18 protein-coding genes and 1 pseudogene are annotated in these 17,294 nt (G+C 61.9%); 5 read left to right on the top strand and 14 right to left on the bottom strand.

Annotated features, from left to right (window positions below; all coding sequences use genetic code 11):
* Window positions 1-82 precede the first annotated feature (82 nt).
* Entirely contained in the window at window positions 83-1,096 is a 1,014-nt protein-coding gene (locus AC0L2Y_RS12290) for a class I SAM-dependent methyltransferase (protein ID WP_473556369.1), read from the top strand.
* A gap of 37 nt (window positions 1,097-1,133) precedes the next feature.
* Here AC0L2Y_RS12290 and fabI read toward each other — a convergent pair whose 3' ends face one another.
* From fabI to fabA, 3 genes are all read right to left on the bottom strand, one after another.
* Complete coding sequence (fabI, locus tag AC0L2Y_RS12285) at window positions 1,134-1,946, bottom strand: enoyl-ACP reductase FabI (protein ID WP_352488171.1); 813 nt, start codon at window positions 1,944-1,946, stop codon at window positions 1,134-1,136.
* A 13-nt stretch (window positions 1,947-1,959) separates the two neighbouring features.
* A complete protein-coding gene (fabB, locus tag AC0L2Y_RS12280; RefSeq protein WP_473556366.1) occupies window positions 1,960-3,180 on the bottom strand; it encodes a beta-ketoacyl-ACP synthase I in 1,221 nt (406 codons plus the stop codon).
* 120 nt (window positions 3,181-3,300) lie between these two features.
* A complete protein-coding gene (fabA, locus tag AC0L2Y_RS12275) occupies window positions 3,301-3,819 on the bottom strand; it encodes a 3-hydroxyacyl-[acyl-carrier-protein] dehydratase FabA (RefSeq protein ID WP_254816277.1) in 519 nt (172 codons plus the stop codon).
* Window positions 3,820-4,059: 240 nt separating this feature from the next.
* Between fabA and irrA the strand changes: the two genes are divergently transcribed.
* Together irrA and AC0L2Y_RS12265 are read left to right on the top strand one after the other, a co-directional pair.
* Entirely contained in the window at window positions 4,060-4,491 is a 432-nt protein-coding gene (gene irrA / locus AC0L2Y_RS12270; RefSeq protein ID WP_023676913.1) for an iron response transcriptional regulator IrrA, read from the top strand.
* A gap of 10 nt (window positions 4,492-4,501) precedes the next feature.
* Window positions 4,502-4,861 (top strand): DUF4260 domain-containing protein, encoded by a 360-nt coding sequence (locus tag AC0L2Y_RS12265; protein ID WP_473556363.1) that lies wholly within the window; start codon window positions 4,502-4,504, stop codon window positions 4,859-4,861.
* A gap of 82 nt (window positions 4,862-4,943) precedes the next feature.
* On the opposite strand, the gene AC0L2Y_RS12260 is transcribed toward AC0L2Y_RS12265, so the two are convergent.
* Window positions 4,944-5,501, bottom strand: a complete 558-nt coding sequence (locus AC0L2Y_RS12260; protein ID WP_473556361.1) for an SH3 domain-containing protein — start codon at window positions 5,499-5,501, stop codon at window positions 4,944-4,946.
* 157 nt (window positions 5,502-5,658) lie between these two features.
* On the opposite strand from AC0L2Y_RS12260, the gene AC0L2Y_RS12255 reads away from it, so the two are divergent.
* Window positions 5,659-6,660, top strand: coding sequence for a 2-hydroxyacid dehydrogenase (locus AC0L2Y_RS12255; protein ID WP_473556358.1), 1,002 nt, complete (start codon window positions 5,659-5,661; stop codon window positions 6,658-6,660).
* A 63-nt stretch (window positions 6,661-6,723) separates the two neighbouring features.
* Here AC0L2Y_RS12255 and AC0L2Y_RS12250 read toward each other — a convergent pair whose 3' ends face one another.
* The 9 genes from AC0L2Y_RS12250 to AC0L2Y_RS12210 all read right to left on the bottom strand — a co-directional run bounded on the left by AC0L2Y_RS12250 (window position 6,724) and on the right by AC0L2Y_RS12210 (window position 16,276).
* On the bottom strand, window positions 6,724-7,212 hold the full coding sequence (locus AC0L2Y_RS12250) for a GNAT family N-acetyltransferase (protein WP_473556355.1): 489 nt from the start codon (window positions 7,210-7,212) through the stop codon (window positions 6,724-6,726).
* Window positions 7,209-7,970: a molybdopterin-synthase adenylyltransferase MoeB gene (locus AC0L2Y_RS12245; RefSeq protein ID WP_352488174.1), complete on the bottom strand. Its 762-nt coding sequence runs from the start codon at window positions 7,968-7,970 to the stop codon at window positions 7,209-7,211. Before AC0L2Y_RS12245 ends, AC0L2Y_RS12250 begins: the two co-directional genes overlap by 4 nt.
* Window positions 7,971-8,044: 74 nt before the next feature.
* On the bottom strand, window positions 8,045-9,193 hold the full coding sequence (gene recF, locus AC0L2Y_RS12240) for a DNA replication/repair protein RecF (protein ID WP_473556352.1): 1,149 nt from the start codon (window positions 9,191-9,193) through the stop codon (window positions 8,045-8,047).
* Between the two features lie 26 nt (window positions 9,194-9,219).
* On the bottom strand, window positions 9,220-10,338 hold the full coding sequence (gene dnaN, locus AC0L2Y_RS12235; RefSeq protein ID WP_352488176.1) for a DNA polymerase III subunit beta: 1,119 nt from the start codon (window positions 10,336-10,338) through the stop codon (window positions 9,220-9,222).
* Between the two features lie 199 nt (window positions 10,339-10,537).
* Complete coding sequence (gene dnaA, locus AC0L2Y_RS12230; RefSeq protein ID WP_473556349.1) at window positions 10,538-12,085, bottom strand: chromosomal replication initiator protein DnaA; 1,548 nt, start codon at window positions 12,083-12,085, stop codon at window positions 10,538-10,540.
* A gap of 838 nt (window positions 12,086-12,923) precedes the next feature.
* Window positions 12,924-13,190: a 30S ribosomal protein S20 gene (gene rpsT, locus AC0L2Y_RS12225; protein ID WP_023676922.1), complete on the bottom strand. Its 267-nt coding sequence runs from the start codon at window positions 13,188-13,190 to the stop codon at window positions 12,924-12,926.
* A 160-nt stretch (window positions 13,191-13,350) separates the two neighbouring features.
* Window positions 13,351-14,124 (bottom strand): enoyl-CoA hydratase, encoded by a 774-nt coding sequence (locus tag AC0L2Y_RS12220; RefSeq protein ID WP_023719544.1) that lies wholly within the window; start codon window positions 14,122-14,124, stop codon window positions 13,351-13,353.
* 27 nt (window positions 14,125-14,151) lie between these two features.
* Window positions 14,152-15,042, bottom strand: a complete 891-nt coding sequence (gene mutM, locus AC0L2Y_RS12215) for a bifunctional DNA-formamidopyrimidine glycosylase/DNA-(apurinic or apyrimidinic site) lyase (RefSeq protein ID WP_473556348.1) — start codon at window positions 15,040-15,042, stop codon at window positions 14,152-14,154.
* A complete protein-coding gene (locus AC0L2Y_RS12210) occupies window positions 15,035-16,276 on the bottom strand; it encodes a phosphopentomutase (RefSeq protein WP_473556445.1) in 1,242 nt (413 codons plus the stop codon). The genes mutM and AC0L2Y_RS12210 overlap by 8 nt, the downstream gene beginning before the upstream one ends.
* A 160-nt stretch (window positions 16,277-16,436) precedes the next feature.
* On the opposite strand from AC0L2Y_RS12210, the pseudogene AC0L2Y_RS12205 reads away from it, so the two are divergent.
* A pseudogene (locus AC0L2Y_RS12205) lies at window positions 16,437-16,565 on the top strand (phosphate/phosphite/phosphonate ABC transporter substrate-binding protein); the annotation flags it as partial.
* Between the two features lie 89 nt (window positions 16,566-16,654).
* Here AC0L2Y_RS12205 and AC0L2Y_RS12200 read toward each other — a convergent pair.
* Window positions 16,655-17,275, bottom strand: a complete 621-nt coding sequence (locus tag AC0L2Y_RS12200; protein WP_023676926.1) for a TadE/TadG family type IV pilus assembly protein — start codon at window positions 17,273-17,275, stop codon at window positions 16,655-16,657.
* Window positions 17,276-17,294: the final 19 nt, after the last annotated feature.

Genomic DNA, 17,294 nt, shown 5'->3' with positions numbered 1-17,294 from the left:
TAGCTATGCAATCGAAGCGGGCGCGCCGGAAGGTCGCGCCCGTTTGCGACTCAACAACGGCCTTGCAGTTCAAGAGTGGTGAATGTCCGCCGAGCCGCTGAAGACGCTTTTCCATCCATTCGAGGCCGGGGCTGTTTCCCTGCCAGGAAAGGATGAACGCATTCTCTTTCTCGGTGCCGAGCCCGGCTTTCGCCTGCCTGAAGGGTTTGATGCCAGGCTTCATCTCGTCCAAGGCTTCCGGCCGCATTTTCGCGCCTTGCAGGCATCCGGCTTCACGGTCACGCCGCAGGTCGAAGGCGAGACTTTCGACGCGGCATTTGTGCTCGCCGGCCGCCATCGCGGCCAAAACGAGTTGCGCGTCGCCGAAGCGGTCGAACGCGTGGCACCAGGCGGGTTGATCGTCGTCGCCGGCGGCAAGGACGATGGCGTCGCCAGCCTGCGCAAGCATATCGACGCCCTTGTGCCGATCGAAGGCCACCTGCCGAAGCATCACGGCATTGCTTTCTGGTTTCGCAGGCCGGCCGATACCATTGCCGCGGCAACGCTTCGCGCCGCCAATGCGGACTTTGTGGTCGAGGACCGCTTCCGCACGGCCCCAGGCATGTTTTCCTTCGACAAGGTCGATGCGGGATCGAAGCTGCTGGTCGAAAATCTGCCCAACGATCTGCGTGGCAGCGTTGCGGATTTCTGTGCCGGCTGGGGCTATGTCGCCGCCGAGGTCGCCGCCCGCTCACCCGGCATATCGGCGCTTGACCTTTACGAAGCGGATTTCGAGGCGCTGGAGGCGGCCAAGGCCAATGTCGATAACACAGGCGTGGAGCCACGTTTCTTCTGGATAGATCTTTTGAGCGAGCCGGTCGAGCGCCGCTACGATGTGGTCGTCATGAACCCGCCCTTTCACCGCAGCCGGGCGACTGAGCCGGAAATCGGTGCCGGCATGATTCGCGCGGCAGGCAAGGCGCTGAAGCCGGGCGGCCGGCTGTTCATGGTGGCAAACCGTCAGCTTCCCTACGAACCGGTGCTGGCGGCCGCCTTCTCCAGCCATGCGGAGCTCGCCCGCGACGGCATGTTCAAGGTCTTCTCGGCGCGACGCTGAAAATGCTGCGGGGCCAGCCGGCTACACGTCGCTCGCGCTATTCCCGCCCGCCGTCGGTCTGCTTCAACTCGTCAAGCGTCGGCATGGACACGATGTGATAGCCGGAATCGACATAGTGGATTTCGCCGGTGACGCCGGAGGACAGGTCGGACAGCAAATAGAGCGCGGAGCCGCCGACTTCGTCGATCGTTACCGTGCGACGTAGCGGCGAGTTGCGCTGCTGGTAGGAGAACATGTGGCGTGCATCGGAAATCCCGGCGCCCGCAAGCGTCCGTACCGGTCCCGCCGATATGCCGTTCACCCGGATGCCGCGCGGGCCGTAGTCGTTGGCTAGATAGCGGACGCTGGCCTCCAGCCCGGCCTTGGCGACACCCATGACGTTGTAGTTCGGCATGACACGGACCGAACCGGCATAGGTCAGCGTGATCATCGAACCGCTATCCTTCATCAATGTGGCGGCGTGGCGAGCGACCTCGGTGAAGGAGTAGCAGGAGATCACCATGGTGCGGATAAAGTTGTCGCGGCTGGTGTCGGCGTAGAGGCCTTTCAGCTCGTTCTTGTCGGAAAAGCCGATGGCATGGACGACGAAATCCAGCCCGCCCCACGCCTTCCCCAAAGTCTCGAAAGTCGCGGCGACCGACACGCTGTCCTCGACGTCGCAAGGCACCACCAGGGATGCGCCCAATTTCTCGGCGAGCGGCTTGACCCGACGCCCGAAGGCCTCGCCCTGATAGGTGAAGGCGAGGTCTGCGCCATGTTCGGACAGTTTGCGGGCGATACCCCAGGCGATCGAATGATCGTTGGCAACACCCATGACAAGCCCGCGCTTGCCCTTCATCAATCCGTCCATGGTCGGCAAATCCTTATGCGGAATAGCGCTGGAAAATCAGCGTAGCGTTGGTGCCACCGAAACCGAACGAATTGGACAAAACGGTGTCGATCCTTGCATCGTCGATGCGCTTGCGCACGATCGGCATGCCCTCGAATTCCGGATCGAGGTTGTCAATGTGGGCGCTCTCGCCGATGAAGCCGCCTTGCATCATCAGGATCGAGTAGATCGATTCCTGCACGCCGGCCGCACCCAGCGAATGGCCGGTCAGCGATTTGGTCGACGTGATGAAAGGCATCTTCTCGCCGAACACCTCGCGGACGGCGCCCATTTCCTTGGAGTCGCCGACCGGCGTCGAGGTGCCGTGCGTATTGATGTAGTCGACCGGCGAGGACACCGTTGCGAGCGCCTGCTTCATGCAGCGCGCCGCGCCTTCGCCCGACGGCGCCACCATGTCGTAGCCGTCCGAGGTCGCGCCATAGCCGACGATCTCGGCATAGATCTTGGCGCCCCGTGCCTTGGCATGCTCGAGTTCTTCAAGAATCAGCACGCCGGCGCCGCCGGCAATAACGAAACCGTCGCGATCGACGTCGTAGGCGCGGGAGGCGACCGATGCCCTGTCGTTGAACTTGGACGACATGGCGCCCATGGCATCGAAGAGATCCGACATCGTCCAGTCGAGATCCTCATGGCCGCCGGCGAAGACGATGTCCTGCTTGCCCCACTGGATCAACTCGTAGCCATTGCCGATGCAATGCGCAGACGTCGAGCAGGCCGATGAGATCGAATAATTGACGCCGTGGATCTTGAACCAGGTGGCAAGCGTCGCCGAGGCGGTCGACGACATCGCCTTTGGCACCGCGAAGGGGCCGATCCGCTTGGGACTGCCGTTTTTGATCGTGGTCTCGGCCGCTTCGACGATTGCTCGGGTCGACGGTCCGCCGGAGCCCATCACGATGCCGGTGCGCTCGTTGGTGATGTCGGTCTCGTCGAGGCCGGCGTCTGCGATCGCCTGGTCCATTGCGACGTGGTTCCAGGCAGCACCCTGCGACAGGAAGCGCATGGCGCGACGGTCGATCATGCTCGATGGATCCAGCGTCGGCGCACCCCACACCCGGCAACGGAAGCCATGCTCGGCGAAAGAGTCGGAGAAGCTGATGCCGGATCTGGCATCGTGAAGCGAGGTCTGCACCTCGTTGGCATTGTTGCCGATCGACGACACGATGCCGAGACCTGTGACTACGACCCGTCTCATTCGCAACTCCTTCCAGCGCGGACCCGAACCTGAAATCAATTTCCGGAACGGAACCATGCGCAAATTAAAGTGCTACAGCGTCCTTTGGACGTCCAAGACGTGGCACTGTAGGGTCTTCGTTCAGACGGCGGCCGGTTGCTTGGACAGACCGACCTTCAGATCCGTTGCCGCGTATATGGGCTCGCCATCTGCCTTCAGCCAGCCATCGGCGATGCCAAGCACAAGCCGACCGCGCATCACTCGCTTGAAGTCGACGCCATACTCCACCTTCTTGACCGAGGGCGTGACCATGCCTTTGAACCTCACCTCGCCGGTCGACAGCGCCATCCCCTTGCCGGGTTCACCGAGCCATCCGAGATAGAACCCCGTCAACTGCCACATGGCGTCCAGGCCCAGGCATCCCGGCATGATCGGATTGCCGATGAAATGGCAGGCGAAAAACCACAAATCCGGCTTGATATCGAATTCCGCGCGGATGAAACCCTTGTCGAACGCACCGCCAGTTTCGCTGATCTCGGTGATGCGGTCGAACATCAGCATCGGCGGATAGGGCAGCTGCGCATTTCCCGGTCCGAACAGCTCGCCGCGGGCGCAGGCAAGCAATTCCTCGTAACCGTAGCTGGATTTCGAACCCGCCATCAATCTCGTCCCCGTGATCGTCCCGGGCGATAGGCGCCCTTGTCGGTGGTTTCCTAACACAATCTGTTTCAGGCCGGAAACCGGCGTTTGCGCTTAACCTGCCCGTCTGCCCGGGTCAATGCGCGCTATTGATCGCATTCGGTCGACAGAATATATGTCACGACACGTTCAGTTTCGGCAGATGCTCTATTTCTGCCATTTTGGGCGTGTCTGAGGCGGAACTGTGAGCGCGACGGGTAGATGGATCTGGGTTGCCGGAAGGATAATGTCGCTGTGGACAAGCGGGTTCGCGAGGCCGGTCTGAGGCCGACACGCCAGCGCATCGCGCTGGCCGATCTGCTTTTCGCCAAGGGCGACCGCCATCTTTCGGCCGAGGAACTGCACGAGGAGGCGCTTGCCGCCGGCGTGCCGGTGTCTCTGGCCACCGTCTACAATGCTCTGCACCAGTTTACCCAGGCCGGTCTTCTGCGCATCCTCGCCGTCGAGGGATCGAAGACTTATTTCGACACCAACACATCCGATCACCATCATTTCTATATCGAGGGCGAAAACAGGATCTTCGATATCGACAGCGGCCCGGTGACGGTTTCCAACCTGCCGGAACCGCCGGAGGGCATGGAGATCGCCAATGTCGATATCGTGGTGAGACTGCGTCCGAAACGCTGCGACTGACCGGCCCCTTATGAAATTCCTGGATTTGACGCTCCGGCTCGAATGGGTCGCGGTCGCGGTGGCGGCTGTTGCCTTCTATGCAATCGCCGGTGTTTCCTGGTGGCTGTTTGCCGTGCTCATTCTGGCGCCCGACCTGTCGATGCTGGGTTACATGGCCGGGCCGCGCGTCGGGGCCGTCGCCTACAACGCCTTGCACATTCTGATCTTGCCCGTTCTGCTGGCGCTTGTCGGCAGCGTCTTTGACAATGCAATGGCGATAGCTGTTGCGCTGATCTGGATCGCCCACATCGCCATCGACCGCGCTCTTGGCTATGGCTTGAAGCTGTCAAGCAGTTTCCAGGATACCCATCTCGGCCGCATCGGCCGCTAAACCATCTCCGAATCGAAGATCAGCGAAGCAAAATGCCGGATCCGGTGCCTGCAGCGCTGGCCTGACCTCCGGTTCGGAAAGGTCAGTTCTTGACCTTTTCGCCGGGATAGGCACCCCAGACGAGCGACTGTGCGAGCCAGCCGGTATGGCCGTCGAAGGTCATTTCGCACCATTGGCCATCGCAGGACTTGATCGTGCCCATCACCCCCGGTTCGAGGATCGCAATGACGCCTGCATCTTTTGCCGGATCGTCGAGGAGGTTGACGCGACCGTCCTTGCCGCGCTGCCAGGGGGCGACGATCGCCGTGCGGCGGCCCGAAAGCAGCGACTGGTTGATCCAGCCTTCCGAGCCATCGGCATCGCGCACCCGGCGCCACGTATCGAACTCCTGGATGATCTCCATCGGCAGGCCTGGCTTCATATACATCCAGTCGACGGAATAGTTGACCCCCGGCCCAACGCGCGAGTTGACGCGGCCGGATTTCAGGCTGACGAAGCGCGGCAGCGGCAAGCCGCTTGGTCCGAGCGTGACGCTCTGGGCGGGTGCCGCGGCACTTTGCGCCATCACTGGTGGGCTATGGATGAGAGCGCCGAGGAATGCTGCACTGAGGGTCAGGCGGAGCGACGCGAAACCAGACACTTTCGTTCCTTTCGGCGCCCGCCCATCGGCGTTCGCGCCCATTTTTCTTTGTCTTCGGCGGAACCGCTTGTTACATGGATGACCGGTACCGCGATCGGCTCTCAGTTTCGCCGTTCTTGGTTAAAGAGGTCTCAACGAGATCGGGTTCGAGGAAACAATGGCAGGCAAAAAGAAGCCCCTCGTCGTCATCACGCGCAAGTTGCCCGACCCGGTCGAGACCCGCATGCGCGAGTTGTTCGACGCCCGCTTGAATGTCGAGGACAGGCCGATGACGCAGCCGGAACTGGTGGCGGCGGTCAAGGAGGCCGACGTCCTGGTGCCGACTATAACCGACAATATCGACGCGGCGCTGATTGCCCAAGCCGGCGAAAACCTCAAGCTGATCGCCAATTTCGGCAATGGCGTCGACAAGATCGATGTTGCGGCAGCGGCCAAGAAAGGCATCACCGTCACCAACACGCCGAACGTGTTGACCGAAGATACAGCCGACATGACCATGGCGCTGATGCTGGCCGTGCCGCGGCGGCTGGCCGAAGGCGCCAACGTGCTGACCGGCGACAAGAAATGGGCGGGCTGGTCGCCGACCTGGATGCTCGGCAGGCGCATCTGGGGCAAACGGCTCGGCATTGTCGGCATGGGTCGCATCGGCACCGCCGTCGCCAGGCGCGCCAAGGCCTTTGGCCTCTCGATCCACTACCACAACCGCCACCGCGTGCTGCCGGCAATCGAGGACGAGTTGGAAGCGACGTATTGGGAAAGCCTCGACCAGATGCTCGCCCGCATGGACATTATCTCGGTCAATTGTCCATCGACACCGGCAACCTTCCACCTGCTTTCGGCGCGGCGGCTGGCGCTTCTGCAACCGTCAGCTTACATAGTCAACACCGCGCGCGGCGATATCATCGATGAGGAATCGCTGGTCAAGCTCATCCATGACGGCAAGATCGCCGGCGCCGGCCTCGACGTCTACGAGCATGAGCCGGCGCTGAACAGCAAGCTGCTGAAGCTCGCCCACAAAGGCAAGGTCGTGCTGTTGCCACATATGGGTTCGGCGACGCTCGAAGGCCGTATCGACATGGGCGAGAAGGTGATCATCAACATCCGCGCCTTCTTCGACGGTCATCGTCCGCCCGACCGCGTGCTGCCGCTGCGGGCGTGATCGGCCGCCATGCCAGCGAATTCTGGTCGCGGCGCGGCTTGCTCACTTTTGGATAGCGTTGGCTTACGAAAGAGCCTTGCGCATGGTGATTGAGGTCGGCCGGTCGTAGCCCTTGTGCGCTGTCCGTTCGGTTTCTCGAAAACCGAGGCGGGCAAAGGCTACGTGATTTCCGGTCAGCTCGATCCGGGTCTGGAGCTCGATGGCGGTCCTTTTGTGGCTGCGGGCAAGATCTTCGACGGCCTGCATCAGCTGTTTTCCAACGCCTTGTCCCTGAAGAACCGGCTCGACCGCGAGCTTTCCAATATAGAAGTCGTCTGCCCGCTTCAGGACGAAGACGCAACCGACGATCTCGTTTTCCTTCAGCGCCAGGAATGCTGTCTCCTCCAGCGCTCTAGCCCTGAGATTTTCAACGGTGAGCCGATGCGCCGAGGACGGCGGGTCAATAACCCCGTCCATGAAGGCGAAGGCGCGCATGACCAGCGCCAGCACCTCGTCCCAACGGTCGAAATCGGCCGCAAGCTGCACGATGGAAACGTCGGCAGGCAGGCTCACCGGCTGGTTCGCTTGTAGCGGATCGTGTCGAAGCGTGCCGCCAGCGCATCGTAGAGCAGCAGTCGTCCGACCAGCGGCTCGCCAATCCCGGTGATCAGCTTGATCGCTTCCATGGCCTGCAGCGTGCCGATGACCCCGGTCAGCGCGCCGACAATGCCGGCCACCGCACAGGATGGCACCAGTCCCGGCGGCGGCGCCTCGGGAAAGAGATCGCGGTAGCTTGGGTTCAACGTGCCGTCCGGACCGGTTTCGAACGGCTTCAACACGGTGACCGAGCCGTCGAAGCGGCCAACGGCCGCATGCACGAGCGGCCGGCCCTCGGCGGCGCAGGCGTCGGCTACCGCGTAGCGTGTCTCGAAATTGTCGGAGCCGTCAACGACGATGTCATAACGGGCAATGAGAGCAGGGGCGTTGTCCACGGTCAGCCTGAAATTGTGCTCTTCCACGACGACGTTTGGATTGATGCGGACGATCGCCGCCCTGGCGCTGTCGGTTTTCGCCACGCCGACATCGCCCGTGGCGTGGATCACTTGTCGTTGCAGGTTGGAAAGCGAAACGATGTCGTCGTCGACGATACCGAGGGTGCCAATCCCTGCGGCGGCGAGATATTCGAGCACCGGCGCTCCCAATCCGCCGGCGCCGATGACCAGCACCCGCGCCCGCTTCAGCCGCTGCTGGCCGGCGCCGCCGATTTCGGGCAGCACGATGTGGCGGGCGTAGCGTTCGAGTTCTTCATCGGTGAGGGCGGCTGTGATCATCGCCGGACCATATAGCGGAGGAGAAAGCTTGTCAGCGCCATCCATGCGGCTCAGAAATGTGCCATGGACGAAGTTCAAATGGTCGGCCTGACCGTACCGTGATCGACGGTCAGGAACTGCGCGCGTCCCTTGAGGCTGTCAAACAATGCGGCATCGGTCCCGGTCATGAAAGCCTGGCAGTTCAGCTCCTCCAGGATCGAGAACAAGGCCGCCCGTCGACCGCCGTCGAGATGGGCAGCAATCTCGTCGAGCAGCAGGATCGGCGTCATGCCCGACATCTCGCCGGTTAGCCGCGCATGCGACAAGACAATGCCGACCAGCAGCGCCTTCTGCTCGCCGGTCGAACAGAGCTCGGCCGGCATCGCCTTGGGCCGGTGGCGCACCACAAGGTCGGAACGGTGCGGACCGTCGAGCGTGCGTCCGGCGGTGCGGTCGCGGTCGCGCCCCTGGCCAAGCGCACGACGGAACCGTTCCTCGACGTCGACGGCCGGCAACATACCGATTTCGCCTTCCAGTTCGCCCGAGATGCCGATGTCGGCTTGCGGGAACGGTCCATCGCCGGGCAGCCGGTCGATCATGCCGGCGAGCAGGCGCACCAGTTCGGCACGCGCCGCGGCAATTGCCACGCCGGTCTCGGCCATTTGCATCTCGATCGCATCGAACCAGGCACCGTCGCGTGAACCGTCGGCGAGCAGCCTGTTGCGGCCGCGCATTGCCTTTTCGTAGTCAAGCGCGCGCTGGCCGTGGCCGGGATCGATCGCCAGCACCAGCCGGTCGAGGAAGCGCCGGCGGTCGGCCGCCGGCCCGGGGAACAGCCCGTCCATGGCCGGTGTCAGCCAGACCACGCGCAGCCATTCCAGCATGTCTTCGGCTGAGCGCGCGGCTGCGCCGTTGATCCGCACCCGCCTGCCGCCTTCGCCGTCGCTGCCAGCAATCCCGGTACCGATCTCGACCTGGCCTTCCGGTCCGTCGAGCCGGGCATGCAGCGCAAAGCCACCGTCGCCGCCTTCGCGCGCCACCTCGGCATAGGGTGCGCGGCGCAGGCCGCGGCCTGGCGTGAGCAGCGAGATCGCTTCAAGCAGATTAGTCTTGCCGGCGCCATTGTCGCCGGAGAAAACCACAGCGCCGGGATCAAGGTCGATTGCCAACGCCGCATAGTTGCGGAAATTCGTAAGTGTAAGCTTACTTATGTAGGTCTGCTTCGGTTTTGCAGATCTGGTCACGACAGCAAGATGGCCCCGTTCGGGCCCTACACCCGCATCGGCATCAGCACGTAGAGCGCGGTCTCGTCGGCCATGTCGTGGATCAGCGTCGGGGAACCGGCATCCGCCAGCATGAACTTCGCCTCCGTGCCGGTCAGTTGCGCGGCAACGTCGAGCAGGTATTTGGCGTTGAAGCCGATCTCGATCGGATCGGACGAATAGTCGGCCGCCAATTCCTCGGTGGCACTGCCCGAATCCGGATTGTTGACCGCAAGCGTGACCTGCCCTTCGGCGATCGTAAGCTTCACCGCCCGGCCGCGTTCGGACGAAATGGTCGAAACGCGATCGACGGCAGCGGCGAAACTCTGGCGATCGATAATCAGCTTCTTGTCGTTGCCGGTCGGAATGACGCGCTGGTAGTCCGGGAAAGTGCCGTCGATCAGCTTGGAGGTCAAGATGACGCTGCCGATGGTGAAACGGATCTTGGTGTCCGACAGCTCGGTGGTCACTGCAACATCGGGATCGTCGACCAGCTTTTGCAGCTCGCTGACCGTCTTTCGCGGGATGATGACGCCAGGCATGCCCTCAGAGCCTGCCGGCGCATCGATCTCGGCGCGCGCCAGCCGGTGGCCATCGGTCGCGACCGAGCGCAGCTTCAGCTTGCCGCCGGCTTCGTGCGTGTGCAGATAGATGCCGTTCAGATAATAGCGCGTCTCCTCGGTCGAGATGGCGAACTGGGTCTTTTCGATGAGCCCCTTTAGTCCGACGGAATCGAGCCGGAAAATATGCGAGAACGACCCGGCTGAAAGCTCGGGAAAGTCGGACTGCGGCAGGCATTGCAGGCGGAAGCTCGAGCGCCCCGACGTCACCGTCATGGCGTTGCCGTCTTCGTCGGTCTTCAGCGCCACCTCCGCGCCGTCGGCAAGCTTGCGCACGATGTCGTAGAGCAGATGTGCCGGGACCGTCGTCGCCCCGCCACGCTCGACCTTTGCCGGTGTTGCTTCGGTCACCTCCAAGTCGAGGTCGGTCGCCTTCATTTCAAGGCTGGCCCCCTCGGCGCTGAGCAGCACATTCGACAGGATCGGAATGGTGTTGCGCCGCTCGACCACGCGGTGAACATGGTTGAGCGACTTCAGGAGATTTGACCGTTCCAAGATAACACGCATGACGAAACAGGCTCGCTTGAATGAATGAACGGGTCTCCGGCAAGCGGCGCCCCGCGAAAGGTCTGAACAGGCTCAGAATCTGCGTAAACTGACAGGAAAAACCCGGCAAACGCAAGCCCGCGCCACCGGTTCGGGCCGGCTGCACGGGCTTTCTGGGGATAAAAAGGCCGAAGTCCGCGAGCCGGCGTTTTTCGGGCCGTCAGGCCTGGTCGTTGATCAGCCTTCTCAGCAATTCAAGTTCCTGCGCCAGTGTGTTGTCGGCACCGGAAAGATCCTCGATCTTGCGCACCGCATGCAGCACGGTCGTATGGTCACGGCCGCCGAACCGCCGCCCAATCTCCGGCAGCGAGCGCGGCGTCATCACCTTCGACAGATACATGGCGACCTGCCGTGGCTTGACGATGGTGCGTGTGCGCCGGTTGGACAGAAGTTCGGTCTTCGACACGTTGTAGTGGCGCGCGACGATGCGCTGGATGTCCTCGATACGTACCCGCTTCGGTTCGCCCGAACGATAGATGTGGCCAAGGATCTCGTCGATGCGGTCGATGGTGATCTGCGGTTCGAAGGATTGGCGAAACAAAAGCTGGTTGAAGGCACCTTCGAGCTCGCGTCCGCTGCCGGTCACCGTGCGGGCGACGTGGTTGAGGATCTCTTCGGAAATATCGAGCGACGCATCGTCGACCTTGGCGGTGGCAAGCCTGAGCTTGAGCATACCGATACGCATAGCGAAATCCGGGGCTGACATTTCCAGCGCGACGCCGCCGTTGAGGCGCGAGCGGACGCGAGGCTCCAGCGACTCCAATTCCGACGGCGGCCGGTCGGCAGCGACCACCACTTGCTTGGCGCTGTCGAGCAGCATGTTGATCAAATGGCAGAATTCGTGCTGGATCGACTTGCCCTGCAGGAACTGCATGTCGTCGATGATGAGGAGGTCGATGTCGCGCAGCTGTTCTTTCAGCGTCAGTGCGTTGTTGTCGCGGATCGCGGTGGCGAACCGCCACATGAAATACTCAGCCGTCAGATAGACGACCCGCGATTTCGGATTCTGCTTCAGCGATTCTGCGGCGATCGCCTGCAACAGATGCGTTTTGCCCAGCCCGACCGTCGCGTGGAGAAAGAGTGGATTGAAACGCACCGCGCTCGACTGCGATTCCGCGACCGCCTTGGCGGCGGCAAAAGCCACTCGGTTCGATGGTCCTTCGATGAAGGAGGTGAAAGTGTAGCGTGGATCGAGCGGCGAACCGAGAACATTGTGCCGGAACTCGGTTTCTGCCGGCATCCCCGGGCGGGGTGCCGGGACCCGTTCGACCCTGCTGGGGCTCGCCGTGCCGGCAGAGAGCGCGGTTTGCGTCTGCCTGGTCATCTTGCGCGCCGGGGCCATTTCTGGCTCGACGCTGTTGCGGCCCTGGCGTGTGGCGGTACGAACCACGATTTCGATCTTGAGGATCTCCGGATCCTCGTGCTTCCACAACTCGGTGATAAGATCGAGATAGTGGCCGTTGATCCATGAACGCAGGAATGCGGTTGGCACAGAGATGCGGACAATGCCCTTGGAGGATTCAGCGACCTTCATGCGCCCGAACCAGCTCGAATAGACCTCGGTTCCCAGACGAGCCTTCAACTGGGCCTTGACCCGATCGAACTTCTGTTCAGCTTCATTGGAAGCCGCCATGTCGTTCCTTCCGATTAACGTTCCAGGAAATGGGAGGTCGCCTGTAAGCTCCCTTTCGATGCCGCCGCTCTGCATGATCGAGTTCCTTGTCTCTTGTACCTGTTTTCCGCCGGGGATGCGCCTCCTGCATCCATGTTTCCGGCGACCGTGTCTTCGCTGCGACACCATCGCCGCCGCCGGCCGATGAATCGCCTCGTTGTCGGTCCGGCGCCGAAGAGCCGATCCGCCTTGGTCATGTCAGGGCAACAAAATGCCGTCCGGCGAAAAACCGCCGGCGCACCGTCGACCTGCCATGTACAATTACGCCAGTCCCCTACCGTATCGAAAAGACAAACCAACCCCGTCCGCGGAGTTGAATCCGCGCTGTAAACTCTGCCAATTTGAGCTGGCCGGTTTCAGGCTGGTCAAGGGCCAAGGGCCCGTCCCTTCGATGGACAGACATTACCGAAATCGCTGTGGATAGGGCAAGGCCACCCCTAACGGATTTTTAAGGAATCTGCCTAGCAAGGCACGTTTCGGATGCCGTGCTGCAACAGTTGATTTTGACAAAGCCATTGTGATTCAAACCCTTTTCCGCCGAATATGAAAAAGGCCACACAACGCGAAATTTTCTGAAATAATTCACTTGACAGCCAATTGTCGCCTATCGGCTGCAGCTGATGTGAACAAGCTGTGGATCACCATCGGTAAGCTCCTGAAAAGAAACGGTAATCTGTGACGCTCGGAAATTTTCGTATGGGCGGTTTCGGAGGCTCCGAATATGAGCGGGCATGTATATGCCGGCAAAGCATTTCGAACTTTGAAATGCTCGCGGAGCGCCGTTTTGCGGGCTTTCTTTTAAGTACTTGCCGGCAAACGAAAAAACCCGGCGCGATTGGCCGGGTTTGAAGAAGCGCAGTTCAGGATGGATATATTAGGCTGACAGCACCTTGACCCGTTGGGCCAGCCGCGACACCTTGCGCGATGCCGTGTTCTTGTGCACCACGCCCTTGGTCGCGGCGCGCATCAATTCCGGCTCGGCCACCTTGAAGGCAGCCTGTGCGGCCGCCTTGTCGCCAGCCGCGAGCGCCTCTTCGACCTGGCGGATGTAGGTCCGGACGCGGGAGCGGCGGTTCTTGTTGATCGCTGCGCGACGGGCGATCTTGCGCGTTGCCTTTTTGGCCGAGGAGGTATTGGCCATGGTGCCTCTCTTCTGATCTGGTGGGCGCTTGCGGGATACCGCAGGGCGCAAAAAACAAACGGGCAGCCACAGGGCCGCCTCGGTTGGTGCGGCTTATAGTTCAGCTTTTCCGGCGCGTCAACGCTGCAGCGCTTTCTTTTTGACCGGCGCCTTCGTCATCTCATCGGTTCGTGAAATTCGGCTTCCGCTTGCCGGTAAAGGCCGCCATGCCTTCCTTCTGGTCATCCAGCGCAAACAGCGAATGAAACAGCCGGCGCTCGAACCGCAGACCCTCTGTCAGCGTCGTCTCATAGGCGCGGTTGACGGCCTCCTTTGCCATCATCACCGACGGCAAGGAAAAACCGGCGATCTTGGCCGCTGCCTTAAGCGCTTCCTCGATCAACTCGCCGGCTGGTACGACGCGCGAGACAAGGCCGGAACGCTCGGCCTCGGCTGCGTCCATCATTCGCCCCGTCAGGCACATGTCCATCGCTTTCGACTTGCCGACGAAGCGGGTCAGGCGCTGCGACCCGCCCATGCCGGGCATGACGCCCAGCGTGATCTCGGGCTGGCCAAACTTGGCGGTGTCGGCGGCGATGATGAAGTCGCACATCATCGCCAGTTCGCAGCCGCCGCCCAGCGCATAACCCGCCACCGCCGCGATGATCGGCTTTCGTGCTCGCGTAAATTCTTCCCAGCCGACGAAGAAGTCCTGCAGATAGGCATCCACATAGGAGATCGACTGCATTTCCTTGATGTCGGCACCTGCCGCGAAAGCCTTTTCCGAACCAGTGATGACCATGGCGCCAATGTCGGCATTGGCGCCCATGCTATTCACCGACGCGACCAGTTCCGCCAGCACTTGTGAATTCAGCGCGTTGAGCGCCTGCGGCCGGTTCAGCGTAATCAGCCCGACCTTGCCGCGGGTTTCGACGATGATGGTTTCGTAGCCCATGCTTTGCTCCTCCTCCTCGCTTCTGGTTCAAGCCTGACAGGTCCGGCAGTGGAAAGTCGAACGACCGCTTTGCACGATACGCTCGATGTGGCCGCCACAACCAGGCTTGGAGCAGGCTTCGCCCTCGCGATCGTAAACCGCGAAGGAATGCTGGAAGTAGCCCAGCGATCCATCGGTCTGCATATAATCGCGCAACGACGAGCCGCCGGCGGCGATCGCATCGGCGACGACCGAGCGGATTGCTTCGGCCAGGCGTTCGCTCTGCTCTTTGGCTTTCTTGCCGGCTCTCGCGAGGGTGCCCGCTTCGCGCAGCGGCGACAGGCCGGCCCGCCAAAGCGCTTCCGAGACGTAGATATTGCCTAGCCCGGCGATCAGCCTCTGGTCCAGAAGTGCCGCTTTCAGCGGTGACTTGCGACCTTTCAGCAACGAAGCGAGCAGCGCGCCGTCCAGTGCATTTCCTGTAGGCTCGACGCCCAATCCCGCCAGCATCGGATGCATGTCGGGCTCGCCTTCCGAAAATAGCATGAACCCGAAGCGGCGCGGGTCGTTGAAGATCACGCGAGAGCGGACGCCGGCAGGTGATGCGATGTCGAAGACCACGTGATCGTGAGCGCTATTTTTTGAACGTTCGTGGTGGAACGCGCCGGGCGTTGCGCTCTCGTCGGCCGTTTCGATGCGAAACGAACCCGACATGCCGAGATGGCAGATCAAAACCGGGCCGTTGTCCACGTGGATCGTCAGATATTTGGCACGGCGGCCGAGCGCCGCAATCGTCTTGCCGGTCAGCCGCTCCGAAAATCTCTCGGGGAACGGAAACCGCAAATCCGGCCGGCGTGCCTCGACAACGACAATGCGGGCACCTTCAAGGGCCGGCTGCAGGCCGCGCCTGACTGTTTCGACCTCCGGCAGCTCAGGCATGGCCATCTATCGTGGCATGGAAGGAGGTGCCGTAACGGCCGCGCGCCAGCCCGAGATGTTCGGCCACGGTTTCGCCGATGTCGGCAAACGTCGTCCTCAGTCCGATGTCTGCGCCTTTGAAACCCGGCCGTGTCCCGATAACCGGAATTCGCTCGCGTGTGTGATCGGTGCCGCGCCACGTCGGATCGTTGCCGTGATCGGCGGTCAAAATGAGCAGATCGCCTGGCCTCAGCCGTGCGAATGCCTCGGGCAGGCGCCGGTCGAAAGCTTCGAGTGCGGCGGCATACCCCGCAACGTCGCGCCGATGCCCGAACTCGGTGTCGAAGTCGACAAAGTTCGCGAAGACGAGGTCGCCGTCGCGGGCATCTTCCATGGCGCCAAGCGCTTTGTCGAACATTGCCATGTTGCCGGCAGCCTTGCGGACTTCCGAGATCCCACGATGGGCGAAAATGTCGCCGATCTTGCCGACGGCGATAACCCGGCCGCCGCGCGCCGTCAGCCGGTCGAGCAGCGTCGGTTCCGGCGGCGGTACGGCATAGTCGCGACGATTATGCGTTCGCTCGAACGTGGCGGCGGTTTCACCGATAAACGGCCGCGCGATGACGCGGCCGATATTCAGCTGATCGACGAGCCTGCGCACCACCTTGCAGAACTCGTAAAGCCGTTCCAGGCCGAAATGAACCTCATGCGCGGCGATCTGCAGGACGGAGTCGATCGAGGTGTAGCAGATCGGCTTGCCGGTGCGGATATGGTCTTCGCCGAACCGTTCGATGATCTCGGTGCCCGGAGCATGGCAATTACCGAGGATGCCGGGCACCTTCCCTTCACGCACCATTGCTTCGGTCAATTCGGCTGGAAAGGCGGGAATCGTGTCCGGGAAGTAACCCCAGTCGAAACGGACCGGCAGGCCGGCTATTTCCCAATGGCCCGATGGCGTGTCCTTGCCGCTCGAAACCTCTTGGGCCGCCCCGTGAAAGGCGGTGGCAAGCGGGGCACTGCCGCCATTCTCGAACCTGAAACCCGTCGCCGTTGCCGCGGCCTGGCCGAGGCCGAGCGCGAGCATGTTTGGTACAAGAAGGGGCCCGTCACGCAGGCCTTCGCGATCGGCGCGGCCTTCCGCGCAGGCCCGCGCGATGTGTGCGAACGTATTGGAGCCGGTATCGCCATAACGTTCGGCATCGGCCGCGCCGCCGATGCCGAAGGAGTCGAGGACAAAAAGGAAGGCGCGTGCCATCGAATGGTTCATCATTGCCTGCGTGTTGGCTCAGACATAGGGTTCCGCGCCGCCATTGGCAATTCGGAAACCCGAACGGCACGGCTTGGCGTGCTGGCCCGGGAGAGACGAATCGCGGCATGGTCGATCTGCCGATGGAAATGCGCGGCGTGAAGCTCGCATGAGGCCTGCCCTGAACGCATTCGCCGCCGTACTGGCTTTGCTGCTGGATGCGTCTTGCGCAAACCTGGCGCGAGCCGATTGGCGCGATGTTATCGGAACGTTCCGTATCGATATCGTCGCCGAACCGTTGCCGGTCCGAGGGACTATGTGCTGGCCGCTCTAGTCTCGGCCCGCGGTCGCAAGCAATAGCAACAGCCCGTTAGCGGGCTTCAGGCGTCAGCAATCGCTGCACGGAATGGTCGGGCTCCTGCGCGGCCGCAGATAGTAAGTTTCCGCCATCGATATCGAATTGAAGACCGAGCTCAACCCGAACCGGCTTTGGCCGTCCGCCGACCAGGTGATGATTGGCTTGTACGCGAGATCGCTTTCGACCCGAATGAGGAAAGTGCCTTTGATCTTGAGCGCGCTCGGGACAGTTGTGGTGGAATCCTTGACCGCGTCGACGCTAGAGACGCCATCGACCAGTTTGCGCGACCATACGACCAGGACTTTCGGCGTCGTCTCGTTCGTCACCTGTATCGCCGTGATAATGATCTTCGGTTTCGAGCGGTTGTAGGGCTGCAGCGTGGAACTGCCGATCGCCATGATGGCATCGACATCGGCCGCCTTGACGGTCTGCTGCTGCGTGACGAGATCCGCTACCATGCTGCCGATGCGGCTGACCTTTTTGCTGGTCTCGATGGCTTGCGAGGCCTCCATTGTCATAAAGTACATGATCAACAGGACAGGCACGATGAGGGCAAACTCGACAGCCGCAATACCGCGGCGGTCCGAGCAAAGCCGGACTGCTCTTGTACAAATCCCTGCGATGCCCAGCTGTGCCCCCGCACGAATCATGGCTTTGCCCTTTTCCAGC

It is taken from the genome of Mesorhizobium sp. WSM4830 (assembly GCF_055811495.1).
This window is presented reverse-complemented; position numbering and strand designations above follow the sequence as displayed.